Genomic DNA, 14,988 nt, shown 5'->3' with positions numbered 1-14,988 from the left:
TCTCGACCGGACGGGGCCCCGCTCCAACCACGAACCGGCCCGGCACGCAGCACGCGCGCCGGGCCGCTTCATACACCCCAGGCCCCGGTTCACACGCCGGGCTACTGACTGTCGAGCACCTCGCGCAGGGCCGCCAGGTCGGCCTCGGTGGGCTGCCAGGACCCGGCCGCCGCGTTGGCGCGTACCTGCTCGGGGGTGGTAGCCCCGGCGATGACCGAGGTCACCGAGGGTTGGGCGGCCAGCCCGCCGATGGCCACGTCCAGAATGGACACCCCCCGCTCGGCGGCGTACTCCTCGATGGCCTCGATGGTGTCCCAGTCGGCGGCGGCGAGCCGCTGGGCGTACCGGCCGCCACCGGCCAGCCGGCTACCGGCCGGCGGGGCCTCGCCCCGCTTGTACTTGCCGGTCAGCAGCCCGTTGGCCAGCGGGAAGAACGGCAACATGCCGAGCCCGAAGCGTTCGCAGGCGGGCAGCACCTCGATCTCGACGTCCCGGTTGAGCAGGCTGTAGTTGTTCTGGGCGCTGATGAAGCGGGTCAGCCCGCGACTCTTGGCCGTCCAGTCGGCGTCGGCGATCTGCCACCCGGCGAAGTTGGAGTTGCCCAGGTAGCGCACCTTGCCGTCGCGGACCAGGTCGTCCAGGGCCGCGAGGGTCTCCTCGATCGGGGTGCCCGGGTCGGGCTCGTGAAACTGGTACAGGTCGATGTAGTCGGTGTCCAGTCGACGCAGCGACGCCTCCGCCGCCCGGATGATGTAGCGCCGTGACCCCCGGACCCCGAAGTCCCGCCCGTTGGCGCCGCTCATCGACATGCCGAACTTGGTCGCCAGCACCACCTCGTCCCGGCGCCCCTTGAGGGCGGCACCGAGTTGCGCCTCCGACCCGCCGTGCGGTTCGCCGTAGATGTCCGCGGTGTCGAAGAAGTTGATCCCGACGTCGAGGGCCGCGTCGACCACGGCGCGAGTGCCGTCGAGGTCGAGTTTGCGGCCGAAGTTGTTGCAGCCGATCCCCACAGCGGACACCACGAGCCCGGAGTCGCCCAACCGGCGATAGGTCATCTCACTCACGAGATCACCATATGCCGCGCGGAGGAACGCCGAGTGACCTCGCCGGTCACCGCCGGGAGGACACCTCCCAGACCGGCTCGTCCGTCTCCACCACCTCGCCGTCGCCCTGAAACAGCAGGAACCGGTCGAAGGTGCGGGTGAACCAGCGGTCGTGCGTCACCGCGAGCACCGTGCCGGAGAAGGCGGCCAGCCCGGCCTCCAGGGCCTCGGCGGAGGCCAGGTCCAGGTTGTCGGTGGGCTCGTCGAGCAGCAGCAGGGTCGCCCCGGACAGCTCCAGCAGCAGCACCAGGAAGCGGGCCTGCTGCCCGCCGGAGAGGATGCCGAACCGCTGGTCCCCCTGGCCGGCCAACTCGTACCGGCTGAGCGCCGCCATGGCCGCGTGCCGGTCCATGCCGTCGCGGTGCTCGTCACCCCGCCAGAGGATCTCCACCAGGGTCTTGGCCATCAGCTCCGGCCGGTCGTGGGTCTGCGAGAAGTGCCCGGGACGCACCCGGGCACCGAGCCGCGCGAGGCCGCCGTGCGCCACCGGGGCCAGGGCCGCCGCGCCGTCGACCGGCGGGTTGGCCGGGTCGGGGTCCGTGCCGCCGCGCGCCAGCAGCCGCAGGAAGTGGGACTTGCCGGTGCCGTTGGCACCGAGCACCGCCACCCGGTCGCCGTACCAGACCTCCAGGTCGAAGGGGTAGGTCAGGCCGTCGAGTTCCAGCTGCTCGCAGATCAACGCGCGTTTGCCGGTCCGCCCGCCGGTCAGCCGCATCCGGATGTCCTGGTCCTTCGGCGGTACGGGCGGCGGCCCGGCCTCCTCGAACTTGCGCAACCGGGTCTGCGCCGACTGGTAGCGGGAGGCCATGCCGGAGTTGTAAGCGGCCTTCTGCTTGTACATCAGCATCAACTCGCGCAGCTTCTCGTGCTCCTCGTCCCACCGTTTGCGCAGCTCGTCCAGGCGGTCGTGCCGGGCCACCCGCGCGGTGTGCCAGCTGGCGAAGCCGCCCGGGTGCACCCAGGCGCTGCCACCCTCCACGGCGACCACCCGGTCGGCGGTGTGTGCCAGCAACTCCCGGTCGTGCGAGACGTAGAGCACGGACTTGCCGGACTCCCGCAGTCGCGCCTCCAGCCATCGTTTGCCGGGTACATCGAGGAAGTTGTCCGGCTCGTCGAGCAGCAGCACCTCGTCCGGGCCGCGCAGCAGCAACTCCAGGGCGAAGCGCTTCTGCTGACCGCCGGAGAGGGTGCGTACCGGTCGCTGCCGCGCGGTCTCCCAGGGCAGGTCGAGCACGATGGTGGCGACCGTGTCGAAGAGGACCTCGGCGTCGTACCCGCCGATCTCCCCCCAGGCGGCCAGGGCCTCCGCGTACGCCAACTGGGCCTTGCCGGCGGCGCTGCTGTACTTGCCGCGCAGCTCGGCGGCGCGCATGGCCGCCTCGGTCTCGGCGAGTCGGCGACCGGCCTCCCGCAGCGGCGGCGGGGCCAGCGACAACGCCAGGTCGGCCAGGGTGGACTCGTCACCGATCATGCCGATGAACTGCCGCATCACCCCCAGCCCACCGGCCCGGGCGATGGTGCCGGTACGCACCGGCAGGTCACCGGCGACCATCCGCAGCAGGGTCGTCTTGCCGGCACCGTTCGGCCCGACCAGGGCCACCTTGGCGCCCTCACCGACCCGGAACGACACGTCGGCGAAGAGTTCCCGCCCGTCCGGCAGGTGGTGTCCGACCGCTGCCACGTCCACGTATCCCACGCGGGCATCCTCCCGGAGCCCGGCAAAGCAGCCAACCGATTACCGGCCTGGGCCGCTCACCGCGTGACGCGAAGCACCCGGAAGCCCTTCTGGCTGGCGTGCCGCTCCACCTGCCAGCCCTGCTCCACCAGCCAGCGGTGCAGCGAGTCACCGCCCAGGTGACGACCCACCACCAGCCAGGCCACCCCCTCCGGGGTCAACCGGGGCAGCCAGTGCAGCAGCAGGTCGTGCAGCTCGTCCTTGCCGGGCCGGATGGGCGGGTTGGACCAGATCTGGGCGAAGGTCAGGTCGGCCGGCACCTCCTCGGGTGCCGCCACCCGTACCCGGTCGGCCAGGCCCAGGCCGTCCGCGTTGGCGGCGGTGAGTTCCCGGGCCCGCTCGTTGACGTCCACCGCCCACACCTTTGCGGTCGGGGCGACGGTGGCGAGCACACAGCTGATCGGCCCGAAGCCGCAGCCGAGGTCGAGCAGGGCCCCCTCGGTCGAGGCCGGTGGCAGGTCGGCCTTGCGCAGCAGCACGGCCGTACCCGGATCCAGGCGGTTGGCGGAGAACACCCCGGCCGCCGAGGCCAGGGTGAAGTCGCGGCCGGCGACGGCGAACTGCACCTCGCGCGGCTTGGCGGAGGCGCTGGGTGCGGTGGTGAAGTAGTGGTCCCCGGTCACGCCGGTCATTCTTCCACCGGCCCGAAACTCCCCCGGCGGGACGCCGGCCCTCGGCGAAGCGACCCGCCGCAAGGTGTTTTCCTCAAAAAACCTACTAAAGGGATAAAAGTCCCTACTCTGGTCGGCATGGTATATCGGTACGACTCCGATGAGGACGCCTACGGCCCGTACCGGGATGACGACCCCGAGGGACAGGCACCGCCCGCGACCGACGCGGTACCGGCCGGACCCCCGCGGTCCCGTTTCCCGGCCCCGTCGCTGCCGCGGCCCAACCAGATGGTGCTGCCCTCGACGACGGCCTCGGCAGCGGCCCCGCCGCCGCAGGACCCGCCACCCCGCTACGAGGCCGCCACGACGGTGCCGTACGACCCCTCTCCCGCCGCCGTACCCCAGCCCGCACCGGCGTCGGCCGCCCCACCACCACCCCGTCGCGGTGGTGGCCGCACCTGGCAGGTGCTGATCGGCGGTGCCGCCGCCCTGGTGCTGCTGGCCCTCTGTGGACTGGCCGGCGCCGCCCTGCTCGACGGCCGGCGTTTGATCGGCCAGCAGGCGGCACCGAGCACCCCACCGGAGAACAACACCCCGGGCACGGATTCGCCCCGGGCCGGCGACCTGGATTCCCGCGACACCGACCAGGCCCCACTGACCGGCCGGGAGGTCTTCCCCAACAGCACCCTCACCGTCGGCGACGGCCGACGCTACGAGGTGCTGCGCGCCCAGTCGAGCGCCAGTTGCGCGGTGGCGGCCACCGGGGAGGTCTCGGACCTGCTCGTCCGGCTCGGTTGCAGCCAGGTCGTCCGAGCCACCCTGCGCTCCAGCGACCAGCAGCATCTGGTCACCGCCGGACTGTTCAACCTGACCGACCGGTCCAGCGCCGAACGGGCCCGGGAGCGCATCCGGCAGGTGCTCGACGATCGGGAGGGCCGCTTCCGCGGTATGCCGGCGGGCGACGGCACCGAGGTCATCGCCACCGCCCCCGCCCGGGTCGGCTGGCAGGTACGCGGCCACTATGTCGCGTACGCGGTGGTGACCCGCGCCGACGGCGACACCATCCGCTCCGGCGACACCGCAGTCCGCGAGATCCTGTTCGACCTGCTGGAACTGCACCTGAACCGGGAGGTGCTGGAGCACCGGGCCAACGGGGGCGTAGCCAACCAGCCCACCCCCGCGGAGGACACCGGCAGCCAGAACGGGTCCGACGAGGACTGAGGCTCAGGCCTCGGCCGGCACCCGCAACCGTCGGGTGGCCTCGGCCCGGCGGGCGTACTCAGCCGGGTCCTCCGGGTAGCCCACCGCCACCAGGGTCAGCCCGTGCGCCGGGGCCACGGTCACCTCACTGGACCGTTCCCGCCGGGTCAGCAGCCCGGCCGGCCACTCCACCGGTCGGCGACCGTCCCCGGCCACCAGCATCGCGCCGACCAGGCTGCGCACCATGGCCTGGCAGAAGGCGTCCGCCTGCACGGTGGCGACCAGGATTCCGTCCGGGTCACGCCGCCAGTCCAGCCGGGTCACCTCCCGCAGGGTGGTGGCGTTCTCCTTCCGCCGGCAGTACGCGGCGAAGTCGTGCTCCCCCACCAGCCCGGCGGAGGCCGCGGCCAGCCGATCGCAGTCCAGCGGGCGGGGCCAGGCCAGCACCTCGTGCCGACGCAGCGGCTCGGCCCCCCAGGGGGCATCGGTCACCCGGTACTCGTACCGCCGGAAGGTGGCCGAGAAGCGGGCGTCGAAGGTGTCCGGCACCTCCGTCATCGCCCGGACCCGCACATCACCCGGCAGCAGCCGGGCCAGCCGACGCAGCAGCCGGTCCCGGTGTTCCTGCCAGACCTCGGCGGGCAGGTCGAGGTGGCAGACCTGCCCGGAGGCGTGCACCCCGGCGTCGGTCCGGCCAGCCACCGTCAACCCGGTCGCGGTCCCGGCCCCGAGCACCAGGTCCAGCGTCTCCATCAAAACCCCGGCGACCGTACGCCGACCCGGCTGGGCGGCCCAGCCGGAGAAGTCCCCGCCGTCGTAGGCGACATCCAGCCGCAGCCGGATCCGCTCGTCCACCTCGTACCTCCTCACGACGACTCGGGCCCGACATCCCGTGGGGGATGCCGGGCCCGACGACGGCCTTGATCAGGCCTTGCCTTCCTCGGTGGCCAGGTCGCTGTCCTCGCGGGCGGCGGCCGTGTCACCGGACGCCGACACCGGGGCCTCGGAGTCCTGGTCGGCCGAACGCGCGGCCGGGGTCTCCTCGGCCGGGGCGAGCGCCTCGACCTTGTCCTGCTGGGCGGCCTTGCGGGCGGCGGTCTTGCGGTTCGCCGTCGGCTCGGTGACCTGCAGCTCCTCGACCAGCTCGATGATCGCCATCGGAGCGGCGTCACCCTTGCGCGGACCGGTCTTCACGATCCGGGTGTAGCCGCCGTTGCGGTTGGCGTACCGGGGCGCGATCTGGTCGAACAGGGAGTAGACCACGTCCTTGTCCTTGACGACGCCCAGCACCCGGCGGCGCGAGGCGAGGTCGCCGCGCTTGGCCTTGGTGATGAGCTGCTCGGCCAGCGGACGCAGCCGCCGGGCCTTCGTCTCGGTGGTCTGGATCTTGCCGTGCTGGAACAGCGCGGTGGCCAGGTTGGCCAGCATCAGCCGCTCGTGCGCGGGGCTGCCGCCGAGGCGGGGGCCCTTGGTGGGCGTGGGCATGCTTGGTGCTCCTCAGGTGTGGCGGCAGCGCGGACTAGAGCTGCTCGGTCTCGCGGTAGTCGTCGGTGTCGTAGTCGGCCTCGCCGAAGGCGTCCACGACGTGCGCCGGGTCGAAGTTCGGAGCCGAATCCTTCAGCCCCAGACCCATCCCGGCGAGCTTCATCTTGACCTCGTCGATCGACTTCTGGCCGAAGTTGCGGATGTCGAGAAGGTCGGCCTCGGTACGCCCGATCAGCTCACCAACGGAGTTGATGCCCTCGCGCTTGAGGCAGTTGTAGGAGCGGACGGTCAGGTCCAGCTCCTCGATCGGCAGGGCCAGGTCCGCCGCCAGCTGCGCGTCCTGCGGCGACGGGCCGATGTCGATGCCCTCCGCCGTCTCGTCCAGCTCCCGGGCCAGCCCGAACAGCTCCACCAGCGTCGACCCGGCCGAGGCCAGGGCGGTACGCGGGCCCATCGACGGCTTGGTCTCGACGTCGATGATCAGCCGGTCGAAGTCGGTCCGCTGCTCGACACGAGTCGCCTCGACCCGGTACGTCACCTTGAGCACCGGCGAGTAGATCGAGTCGACCGGGATCCGGCCGATCTCCGCGCCAGCCTGCTTGTTCTGCGCCGCGGTGACGTAGCCGCGACCCCGCTCGACGGTCAGCTCCATGTCGAGCCGGCCCTTGCCGTTGAGGGTGGCGAGCTTCAGGTCCGGGTTGTGCACGGAGACACCGGCCGGGGGCTGGATGTCACCGGCGGTCACGTCACCCGGGCCCTGCTTGCGCAGGTACATGCTGACCGGCTCGTCGTGCTCGGAGCTGACGCAGAGCTCCTTGATGTTCATGACGAGCTCGACCACGTCCTCCTTGACACCGGGGATCGTGGTGAACTCGTGCAGCACACCGTCGATCTTGATCGAGGTGACGGCCGCGCCCGGGATGGACGACAGCAGCGTACGCCGCAGCGAGTTGCCCAGGGTGTAGCCGAAGCCCGGCTCCAGCGGCTCGATGGTGAACCGGGACCGGGTCTCGTTGATCGACTCCTCGGAGAGGGTCGGTCGCTGGCTGATGAGCATGTCTTCTCTTCTCTTCCGGGGCGCCCGCCATATGACGCCCACGACACAAACTGTTCCGGTGGCCCGCCCGTCGCCGGGCGGGCCACCGCAACGAGCCCTTACTTGGAGTAGAGCTCGACGATCAGCTGCTCCTGGACCTGGGTGTCGATCACCTGGCGGGCCGGGAGCGAGTGCACGAGAACCTTCATCTGGCTCGGGATGGCCTCCAGCCACGCCGGCACGGTCTTCGAACCGGCCTCGGCCTGAGCCACGATGAACGGGGTGAGCTCCTTGCTCTTCGCCCGAACCTCGATGATGTCGTGTGCACTGACGCGGTACGACGGGATGTCGACCTTCTTGCCGTTCACCGTGAAGTGACCGTGCTTGACCAGCTGACGGGCCATGTCCCGGGACTTGGCGTAGCCGGCCCGGTAGACCACGTTGTCCAGCCGCGACTCGAGGATCTGCAGGAGGACCTCACCGGTCTTGGCCTGCTTGGCCACGGCCTCCTCGTAGTAACCGCGGAACTGCTTCTCCAGCACGCCGTAGACCCGGCGAGCCTTCTGCTTCTCACGGAGCTGGAGCAGGTACTCCGTCTCCTTGGTGCGGCCGCGGCCGTGCTGCCCGGGCGGGAACGGCCGGGACTCGAACGGGCACTTCGGGCCATCGCACTTGCTGCCCTTGAGGAACAGCTTCATCTTCTCCCGCCGGCAACGGCGGCAGTCAGCACCGGTGTAACGAGCCATCTCTCTCTAACCTCTCAGACCCGACGACGCTTCGGCGGACGGCATCCGTTGTGCGGCTGCGGGGTGACGTCGGAGATCTGCCCGACCTCCAGGCCCACCGCCTGCAGCGAACGGATGGCGGTCTCCCGGCCGGAGCCGGGGCCCTTGACGAACACGTCGACCTTGCGCATGCCGTGCTCCATCGCCCGACGCGCGGCGGCCTCGGCGGCCAGCTGCGCGGCGAACGGGGTCGACTTGCGCGAACCCTTGAAGCCGACCTGGCCCGCGGAGGCCCAGGAGATGACGGCACCGGTCGGGTCCGTGATGGACACGATGGTGTTGTTGAAGGTGCTCTTGATATGCGCCTGCCCGTGGGCGACGTTCTTGCGTTCCTTGCGCCGGACCTTCTTTACAGCGGCCCCGGCACGAGCCTTCGGTGGCATAAGTCTGTGCGCTCCTAGTTGACTTCCCGGCACGGGTTGCGGCCTGGCCTACCTGGGCAGACCCGGACCCGCACTCCGGTGAAAGAGAATTACTTCTTGCCGGGCTTCTTCTTGCCGGCGACCGTCCGCTTCGGGCCCTTGCGGGTGCGGGCGTTGGTACGGGTCCGCTGACCACGGACGGGCAGACCCCGGCGGTGCCGGATGCCCTCGTAGCAGCCGATCTCGACCTTGCGGCGGATGTCAGCGGCGACCTCGCGGCGCAGGTCGCCTTCAACCTTGTAGTTGGCCTCGATGTGGTCACGGAGCTGGACCAGCTCCTCGTCCGTGAGGTCCCGGGCGCGCTTGTCCGGCGAGATGCCGGTGGCAGCGAGCGTCTCCAGGGCGCGGGTGCGACCCACGCCGAAGATGTAGGTGAGCGCGATCTCCAGCCGCTTCTCGCGGGGGAGGTCGACGCCGACTAGACGTGCCATCTGTGGGCGTACTCCTTGTGCTGTCTCGCGGAGGTGTGGACCCGACCCACCCCGCTACCGACCGACCTGTCTCCTCCGGCGCGTGCTGCGCCGGCGACCGGTTCGGTCGCTGCCCAAGCGGGCCCCGGCCTCCGACCGGGGGTCAACCACGAAGAAGTACGCGCTGCGCACCGCTCGCGGCTGGGACGAGCATGTGTGATGTGCTGGCTGGATCTGCGGCCCGGATCACGCCCTCGGCCGACCGGCGGTCACCGGTCGGCCGTGACGATCAGCCCTGGCGCTGCTTGTGGCGCGGGTCGGTGCAGATGACCATGACCCGGCCGTGCCGGCGGATCACCCGGCACTTGTTGCAGATCCTCTTGACGCTCGGCTTGACCTTCACGGTTGCCTTACTTCCCATCTGGCCCGTTGCCACGAGGCGCGGCACCGGACGTCGAAGACGGACACGGGACGTTCCCGGCCGTCGTCAGGACTACTTGTAGCGGTAGACGATGCGCCCGCGGGTCAGATCGTACGGCGAGAGTTCGACGACGACCCGATCCTCCGGCAGGATGCGGATGTAGTGCTGCCGCATCTTGCCGCTGATGTGAGCCAGCACCTTGTGGCCGTTGGCGAGCTCCACCCGGAACATGGCGTTCGGCAGGGGCTCGATGACCCGACCTTCGATCTCGATGGCTCCGTCTTTTTTCGGCATGTCCTCCGCTGTCCTGACGTCGGTTACTCCGGACCGGCTCACAACGCCTTACACGAGTGCCTGATCAAGATCAGGTGACCCGCGCCAGCCGCGGCTCCGCGTCCCACCGAAGCGCTTGGTGGGCATGGCGGAGTGGACGCTGTGCGCCGATCAGAAAGTGTACGCCCGCCTGCACGCCGTCGCCAAACCGACCGGCCAACACCCCCGAACCGGTACGACAAACGTGACTTTCAGGTCTCCCGCTCCGGAAATGCCCGCAGCGGGAGCCTGTCCGGCCCGGCCGCCGGGTAACCCGGATCACCCTTCCGCTCCGGCCCCTCGGCACCCACCTCGGTCTCGTCGAGAGCGGGCTGGTCGAGAGCCTGCTGGCCGTCGGCTGCCTTGCGCTGCCGTTTGAGGGCCTTCTTCGCCGCCCGCCGCTGCCGGCGCTGCTCCTGCTCGGCCGCCCACCTCCGAGGTTCGCCCTTGACCAGGCCGGTAAGGGTCTCGACCAGCAGCAGCGCGCCCCAGGGCCCGGCGACCCACCCCGGCCAGAAGTAGAGCAGGTCACCCGCAGCTAGCGAGGTCAGCGCCCAGATGGCGACCACGATCCCGACCGCCTGCAGCCAGGACTCCCAGACATGGGCCAGCCAGCGCCCCGTCACCTGCCGGCCAGCCGGGCTGGCCGACACCGCGCTGCCCCGCTGCGCCGGCACCGGTGCCTCGACACCGGCCGCCGGCAGGTCCCGCACCAGGGCATCCAGGTCGGCATAGGTACGAGCGGCATAGGCGCGTTGCAGTCGTTCGTCGTACTCGTGCAGATTCAGTCGGCCCTCGTCGAGCGCGACCCGCAACCGCTCGGCGATGGCCTGCCGGTCGGAGTCCCCTGCCCGCAGGCCGTCGCGCCCTTCCATGCCGGCAAGCATGCCACCGTCCCGCCAGTCCCCCACCCGCGCCGCCGCAGCCCAGGCCCCCCGGGTCGTCCGGGCACTGCTGGCTCCGGGCCTTCCGCCGCAGTGCAGGCCCCGAAGGACCCGGGCCGTCCGGCGCACGGTCGGCAGGAGTGGTTCGTTCAGGCCGTCGGGGCGTTGCTCGGCTGGCGGGCGGTGACCAGGTCACCGAGGCGGCCCCGGCCACCGTCGGGGGCGGTCAGCACCCAGACCCCGTCCGGCAGCAGCGCCATGGTGTGCTCGACGTGCGCCGCACGCGACCCGTCCCGGGTCACGACCGTCCAGCCGTCGGCCAACTCGACCGTACGCGGCGAACCCATGGTGATCATCGGCTCGATGGCCAGCGCCATGCCCGGCACCAGCCGAGGTCCCTTGCCCGGCCGGCCGTGGTTGAGCACATGCGGGTCCTGGTGCATCTCGGTGCCGATGCCGTGGCCGCCGTAGCCGTCGACGATGCCGTACCGGCCCGCCTTGCGTACGGCGTTCTCCACGGCGTGCGAGATGTCGGTCAGCCGGCCCTTGCCGCTGGCGGCACCCCGGGCGGCGGCGGCGATGCCGGCCCACATGGCGTCCTCGGCGACCTTGGCCATCCGCAGCAGGGCCGGGTCGACCTCACCCACCCCTACGGTGATCGCCGCGTCGCCGTGCCAACCGTCGAGCACCGCGCCGCAGTCGATCGAGATCAGATCGCCCTCGGCCAGGGCCTGCTCGGGCGACGGGATGGCGTGCACGATCTGCTCGTTTACCGAGGAGCAGATCGACGCCGGGAAACCGTGGTAGCCCTTGAAGGAGGGGACCGCACCTGCCTCGCGGATCGTCGACTCGGCGATGGCGTCCAGGTCGGCCGTGGTCACCCCGGGCGCGACCGCCTCCCGCATCCTGCGTAACGCCTCCGCGACCACCAGGCCGGCGGCTCGCATCTTCTCGATCTGCTCGGGAGTTTTCAGCTGGATGTCCAGCTGGGGACGACGCATGGAGGCGATACCTTTCGTTGCCACGAACCAGCGGGGCACGCTGAGCGTACCCCGCTGTTCGCACTCTCTATCCGGACGGCGGTGAGCCGACCCTGTTCAGCTCCCGTAGGACCGCAGGGCGTCGATCGCGCGGACGGTGACGTCCTCCACCGGGCCGGTGGCGTCGATGCCGACCAGCTTGCCCTGGGCACCGTAGTAGTCCACCAGGGGTGCGGTCTTCTCCGCGTACTCCCGCAGCCGGGCGGCGATGGTCTCCGGCTTGTCGTCGTCGCGCTGGAAGAGCTCGGCGCCGCAACGGTCGCAGATGCCCTCCCGGCTGGTCGCGTCGAACTCGACATGCCAGATCTTGCCGCAGCCCCGGCAGGTACGCCGGCCGGACAACCGCCGGATCACCTCGTCGTCGTCGACCACCAGCTCCAGCACGATGTCCAGGGCGGTGCCCAGGTCAGCGAGGAGCTTGTCCAGCGCCGCCGCCTGCGGAGTGGTCCGGGGGAAACCGTCGAGCAGGAAGCCCTCGGCGGTGTCCGGCTCGGCCAGCCGGTCCCGGACCATGTTGATGGTGACCTCGTCCGGGACCAGCTTGCCGGCGTCCATGTAGCGCTTGGCCTCGACGCCCAACGGCGTGCCCTGTGAGACGTTGGCCCGGAAGATGTCGCCGGTCGAGATCTTCGGAACGGACAGGTGCGCGGCGATGAACTCTGCCTGTGTGCCCTTGCCCGCACCCGGCGGGCCAACCAGAACCAGTCTCATCTACCGCAGGAACCCTTCGTAGTTCCGCTGCATCAGTTGGCTCTCGATCTGTTTGCTGGTCTCGAGAGCAACACCGACCATGATCAGCACAGCGGTACCACCGAACGGGAAGTTGAGGTACTGCTGCCGGTCCAGCCAGATGAAGAAGAAGTTCGGCAGGATCGAGATGATCGCGAGGTACAGCGCCCCCGGCAGGGTGATGCGGCTGAGGATGAAGTCCAGGTAGTCGGCGGTGGGCTTGCCGGGGCGGATGCCCGGCACGAACCCGCCGTACTTCTTCATGTTGTCCGCGACCTCGGTCGGGTTGAACGTGATCGAGACGTAGAAGTAGGTGAAGAAGATGATCAGCAGGAAGTAGACCGAGATGTAGATCGGGCTGGTCGGGTCGACCAGGTTGTTCTGGATCCACGCCTGGGTCTTGCCCGGGTCGTTCTGGTCGAAGAACTGCAGCGCCAGCTGCGGCAGGTAGAGCAGCGAGGAACCGAAGATGACCGGGATGACACCCGCCTGGTTGACCTTCAGCGGGATGTAGGTCGAGGTGCCGCCGTACATCCGCCGGCCGATCATGCGCTTGGCGTACTGCACCGGGATCCGGCGCTGGGCCTGCTCGATGAAGGTGACCGCGGTGATGACCACCAGGACCAGAGCGATGACCAGGAAGAACTTCCACCAGCCCTGGCTCTCCTTGATCCGCCAACCCTCGCTGGGGAGCCGGGCGGCGATCGAGGTGAAGATCAGGACGGACATGCCGTTGCCGACGCCGCGGTCGGTGATCAGCTCACCGAGCCACATGACCACACCGGTACCGGCGGTCATCGTCATCACCAGGACGGACAGCGTCAGCCAGTCCGGGATGCCGGTGCCCTCGGGGATGATCGGGAACTGGTCGCACTGGTTGTTGAACAGCTGACCCGAGCGGGCCAGCGCCACGAACGCCGAGGCCTGGAGGACACCGAGGCCGAGGGTCAGATAGCGGGTGTACTGGGTGATCTTCGCCTGGCCGGCCTGGCCCTCCTTGCGGAGCTGCTCGAGCCGGGGGATCACCACCGTCAGCAGCTGAAGGATGATCGACGCGGTGATGTAGGGCATGATGCCCAGCGCGAAGACCGACAGCTGGAGCAGCGCGCCGCCCGAGAAGAGGTCGAGCAGGTTCAGCACACCGGTGGAGCCCTCGATCGTGTCGAGGCACTTCTGCACGTTGCCGTACGAGACACCTGGGCTGGGCAGGGTGGCGCCGAGCCGGTAGATCGCGATGATGCCTACTGTGAACAGCAGCTTCTTGCGCAGGTCAGGCGTACGGAACGCACTGAGAAAGGCGGACAGCAACTTCTTCCTCCTGCGCGAGGCGGGCCGCCGGGCATCCCTGGCGGATCGGGGTGGTGGTGGTGCCGGGCAGGGTGCCCGATTCTCCATGGCTGGGATGGGACTCTAACAGCCCGATCCCGGTCCGGGCAGGTGTGCCCGGCTACATAAACCAATTCCGATGTTACCGGGCGCACACGCCCGAGTTGAGAGCAGGGCGCCCGCCAGCTGGGATCAACTGGCGGGCGCCATACGTTTTTGCAGCTTACAGCTCTGTTACCGAGCCACCGGCGGCGGCGATCTTCTCCTTGGCGGACGCGCTGAAGGCGTGCGCCGAGACCTGGAGGGCAACCCCGCCCAGATCCCCGGAGCCGAGAACCTTGATCGGCTGGCCCTTGCGGACCGCGCCGGCCTCGACCAGTTCGGCCGGGCCGACCTGACCGCCGTTGGGGAACAATTCAGCCAGTCGGTCCAGGTTGACCACCTGGAAGACCACCTTGAACTTGTTCTTGAAGCCCTTGAGCTTCGGCAGTCGCATGTGGATGGGCATCTGCCCACCCTCGAACGCCGCCGAGATGTTCTTGCGGGCCTTGGAACCCTTGGTACCCCGACCGGCGGTCTTGCCCTTGGAGCCCTCACCGCGACCCACACGGGTCTTCGCGGTCTTGGCCCCCGGCGCCGGGCGCAGGTGGTGGACCTTGATCGTCATTACTCGACCTCCTCGACCTTCACGAGGTGGCTGACCGTGAAGATCATTCCGCGGATCTCGGGCCGGTCTTCCTTGACCACCACGTCGTTGATCCGCTTGAGACCGAGCGAACGCAGCGACTCACGCTGGTTGTGCTTGGTCCCGATCCCGGAACGAACCTGGGTGACCTTCAGCCGTGCCATCAGGAAGCCACCTCCGCCCGCGAGGCCAGCATGGCGGCCGGAGCGACGTCCTCCACCGGCAGGCCTCGACGCGCCGCGACGGCCTCGGGGGACTCAAGCCCCTTCAGCGCAGCCACGGTGGCGTGCACGATGTTGATCGGGTTGGACGATCCGAGGCTCTTGGAGAGCACGTCGTGGATGCCCGCGCACTCCAGCACGGCACGAACCGGACCACCGGCGATGACACCCGTACCGGCCGAGGCCGGCTTGAGCAGCACCACACCGGCAGCTTCCTCGCCCTGCACCGGGTGCGGGATCGAGGAGCCGATCCGCGGCACCTTGAAGAAGTGCTTCTTGGCCTCCTCGACGCCCTTGGCGATCGCCGCGGGCACCTCCTTGGCCTTTCCGTAGCCCACGCCCACGGTGCCGTCGCCGTCGCCCACGATCACCAGGGCGGTGAAGCTGAATCGACGACCACCCTTCACGACCTTGGCGACACGGTTGATCGCGACGACCCGCTCAAGGTGCGGGGTCTTCTCGGCGGGCGCGTTTCCGCGGCCGCCCTCACGGCGGTTGTCGCGGCGACCACCCTCGTTGCCACCGGACCCGCCGCCACGGCGCTGTTGACCTGGCATCAGCAGCCTTCCTTTTCTCTCGTGAC

Annotated in this window: 19 protein-coding genes; 1 reads left to right on the top strand and 18 read right to left on the bottom strand. The window is 69.8% G+C overall.

Going from position 1 to position 14,988, the window contains the following annotated elements:
- Window positions 1–101 precede the first annotated feature (101 nt).
- Genes ABZ795_RS21085 through ABZ795_RS21075 form a run of 3 tightly spaced genes read right to left on the bottom strand, consistent with a single transcriptional unit; the run spans window position 102 to window position 3,461 of the window.
- Window positions 102–1,055: an aldo/keto reductase gene (locus ABZ795_RS21085; RefSeq protein ID WP_357531594.1), complete on the bottom strand. Its 954-nt coding sequence runs from the start codon at window positions 1,053–1,055 to the stop codon at window positions 102–104.
- 55 nt (window positions 1,056–1,110) lie between these two features.
- Window positions 1,111–2,799 (bottom strand): ATP-binding cassette domain-containing protein, encoded by a 1,689-nt coding sequence (locus ABZ795_RS21080; protein WP_357531562.1) that lies wholly within the window; start codon window positions 2,797–2,799, stop codon window positions 1,111–1,113.
- A 56-nt stretch (window positions 2,800–2,855) separates the two neighbouring features.
- Window positions 2,856–3,461, bottom strand: coding sequence for a methyltransferase (locus ABZ795_RS21075; protein WP_357531593.1), 606 nt, complete (start codon window positions 3,459–3,461; stop codon window positions 2,856–2,858).
- Window positions 3,462–3,587: 126 nt separating this feature from the next.
- Here ABZ795_RS21075 and ABZ795_RS21070 point away from each other — a divergent pair, with 126 nt between their 5' ends.
- On the top strand, window positions 3,588–4,670 hold the full coding sequence (locus tag ABZ795_RS21070; RefSeq protein ID WP_357531561.1) for a hypothetical protein: 1,083 nt from the start codon (window positions 3,588–3,590) through the stop codon (window positions 4,668–4,670).
- 3 nt (window positions 4,671–4,673) lie between these two features.
- Here the strand turns inward: ABZ795_RS21070 and truA are convergent, their stop codons facing one another.
- The 15 genes from truA to rpsE form a co-directional block, all read right to left on the bottom strand.
- Entirely contained in the window at window positions 4,674–5,504 is an 831-nt protein-coding gene (gene truA / locus ABZ795_RS21065) for a tRNA pseudouridine(38-40) synthase TruA (protein ID WP_357531560.1), read from the bottom strand.
- 69 nt (window positions 5,505–5,573) lie between these two features.
- Entirely contained in the window at window positions 5,574–6,134 is a 561-nt protein-coding gene (gene rplQ, locus ABZ795_RS21060) for a 50S ribosomal protein L17 (RefSeq protein ID WP_327024042.1), read from the bottom strand.
- Window positions 6,135–6,168: 34 nt separating this feature from the next.
- Complete coding sequence (locus tag ABZ795_RS21055; RefSeq protein ID WP_013735931.1) at window positions 6,169–7,191, bottom strand: DNA-directed RNA polymerase subunit alpha; 1,023 nt, start codon at window positions 7,189–7,191, stop codon at window positions 6,169–6,171.
- Between the two features lie 98 nt (window positions 7,192–7,289).
- Window positions 7,290–7,916, bottom strand: a complete 627-nt coding sequence (gene rpsD, locus ABZ795_RS21050) for a 30S ribosomal protein S4 (RefSeq protein ID WP_013735932.1) — start codon at window positions 7,914–7,916, stop codon at window positions 7,290–7,292.
- A gap of 14 nt (window positions 7,917–7,930) precedes the next feature.
- Window positions 7,931–8,338: a 30S ribosomal protein S11 gene (gene rpsK, locus ABZ795_RS21045; RefSeq protein ID WP_007073011.1), complete on the bottom strand. Its 408-nt coding sequence runs from the start codon at window positions 8,336–8,338 to the stop codon at window positions 7,931–7,933.
- A gap of 89 nt (window positions 8,339–8,427) precedes the next feature.
- A complete protein-coding gene (gene rpsM / locus ABZ795_RS21040; RefSeq protein ID WP_013735933.1) occupies window positions 8,428–8,808 on the bottom strand; it encodes a 30S ribosomal protein S13 in 381 nt (126 codons plus the stop codon).
- Between the two features lie 268 nt (window positions 8,809–9,076).
- Window positions 9,077–9,190 carry a 50S ribosomal protein L36 gene (rpmJ, locus tag ABZ795_RS21035; RefSeq protein WP_012184307.1) on the bottom strand — a complete coding sequence of 38 codons (114 nt, stop codon included), beginning with the start codon at window positions 9,188–9,190 and terminating at the stop codon, window positions 9,077–9,079.
- A gap of 90 nt (window positions 9,191–9,280) precedes the next feature.
- Window positions 9,281–9,502: a translation initiation factor IF-1 gene (gene infA, locus ABZ795_RS21030; protein ID WP_007073013.1), complete on the bottom strand. Its 222-nt coding sequence runs from the start codon at window positions 9,500–9,502 to the stop codon at window positions 9,281–9,283.
- A 230-nt stretch (window positions 9,503–9,732) separates the two neighbouring features.
- Window positions 9,733–10,395: a DUF1707 domain-containing protein gene (locus ABZ795_RS21025; RefSeq protein ID WP_357531559.1), complete on the bottom strand. Its 663-nt coding sequence runs from the start codon at window positions 10,393–10,395 to the stop codon at window positions 9,733–9,735.
- 158 nt (window positions 10,396–10,553) lie between these two features.
- The gene (gene map, locus ABZ795_RS21020; protein ID WP_327024041.1) at window positions 10,554–11,405 is read right to left on the bottom strand and encodes a type I methionyl aminopeptidase; all 852 of its coding nucleotides are present in this window, start codon (window positions 11,403–11,405) and stop codon (window positions 10,554–10,556) included.
- A 96-nt stretch (window positions 11,406–11,501) separates the two neighbouring features.
- Window positions 11,502–12,155 (bottom strand): adenylate kinase, encoded by a 654-nt coding sequence (locus ABZ795_RS21015; RefSeq protein ID WP_327024040.1) that lies wholly within the window; start codon window positions 12,153–12,155, stop codon window positions 11,502–11,504.
- Window positions 12,156–13,481, bottom strand: a complete 1,326-nt coding sequence (secY, locus tag ABZ795_RS21010) for a preprotein translocase subunit SecY (protein ID WP_357531558.1) — start codon at window positions 13,479–13,481, stop codon at window positions 12,156–12,158.
- Window positions 13,482–13,722: 241 nt separating this feature from the next.
- Window positions 13,723–14,166, bottom strand: a complete 444-nt coding sequence (rplO, locus tag ABZ795_RS21005; protein WP_327024038.1) for a 50S ribosomal protein L15 — start codon at window positions 14,164–14,166, stop codon at window positions 13,723–13,725.
- The gene (gene rpmD, locus ABZ795_RS21000) at window positions 14,166–14,348 is read right to left on the bottom strand and encodes a 50S ribosomal protein L30 (protein ID WP_013735939.1); all 183 of its coding nucleotides are present in this window, start codon (window positions 14,346–14,348) and stop codon (window positions 14,166–14,168) included. Before rpmD ends, rplO begins: the two co-directional genes overlap by 1 nt.
- Window positions 14,348–14,962 carry a 30S ribosomal protein S5 gene (gene rpsE, locus ABZ795_RS20995; protein ID WP_357531592.1) on the bottom strand — a complete coding sequence of 205 codons (615 nt, stop codon included), beginning with the start codon at window positions 14,960–14,962 and terminating at the stop codon, window positions 14,348–14,350. Before rpsE ends, rpmD begins: the two co-directional genes overlap by 1 nt.
- Window positions 14,963–14,988 lie beyond the last annotated feature (26 nt).

This window comes from Micromonospora sp. NPDC047134, from assembly GCF_040643455.1.
Classification (GTDB): Bacteria; Actinomycetota; Actinomycetes; order Mycobacteriales; family Micromonosporaceae; genus Micromonospora.
The sequence above is the reverse complement of the archived record's forward strand: the minus strand, read 5'-3'. Positions and strand labels throughout refer to the sequence as shown.

Coding starts and splice junctions, on each gene's coding strand:
- rpsK (WP_007073011.1), bottom strand. CDS start 8,338: ATGCCACCGAAGGCTCGTGCCGGGGCCGCTGTAAAGAAGGTCCGGCGC.
- rplQ (WP_327024042.1), bottom strand. CDS start 6,134: ATGCCCACGCCCACCAAGGGCCCCCGCCTCGGCGGCAGCCCCGCGCAC.
- rpsM (WP_013735933.1), bottom strand. CDS start 8,808: ATGGCACGTCTAGTCGGCGTCGACCTCCCCCGCGAGAAGCGGCTGGAG.
- rplO (WP_327024038.1), bottom strand. CDS start 14,166: ATGACGATCAAGGTCCACCACCTGCGCCCGGCGCCGGGGGCCAAGACC.
- ABZ795_RS21015 (WP_327024040.1), bottom strand. CDS start 12,155: ATGAGACTGGTTCTGGTTGGCCCGCCGGGTGCGGGCAAGGGCACACAG.
- map (WP_327024041.1), bottom strand. CDS start 11,405: ATGCGTCGTCCCCAGCTGGACATCCAGCTGAAAACTCCCGAGCAGATC.
- ABZ795_RS21025 (WP_357531559.1), bottom strand. CDS start 10,395: ATGGAAGGGCGCGACGGCCTGCGGGCAGGGGACTCCGACCGGCAGGCC.
- rpsD (WP_013735932.1), bottom strand. CDS start 7,916: ATGGCTCGTTACACCGGTGCTGACTGCCGCCGTTGCCGGCGGGAGAAG.
- rpmD (WP_013735939.1), bottom strand. CDS start 14,348: ATGGCACGGCTGAAGGTCACCCAGGTTCGTTCCGGGATCGGGACCAAG.
- rpsE (WP_357531592.1), bottom strand. CDS start 14,962: ATGCCAGGTCAACAGCGCCGTGGCGGCGGGTCCGGTGGCAACGAGGGT.
- ABZ795_RS21055 (WP_013735931.1), bottom strand. CDS start 7,191: ATGCTCATCAGCCAGCGACCGACCCTCTCCGAGGAGTCGATCAACGAG.
- ABZ795_RS21085 (WP_357531594.1), bottom strand. CDS start 1,055: ATGACCTATCGCCGGTTGGGCGACTCCGGGCTCGTGGTGTCCGCTGTG.
- ABZ795_RS21070 (WP_357531561.1), top strand. CDS start 3,588: ATGGTATATCGGTACGACTCCGATGAGGACGCCTACGGCCCGTACCGG.
- infA (WP_007073013.1), bottom strand. CDS start 9,502: ATGCCGAAAAAAGACGGAGCCATCGAGATCGAAGGTCGGGTCATCGAG.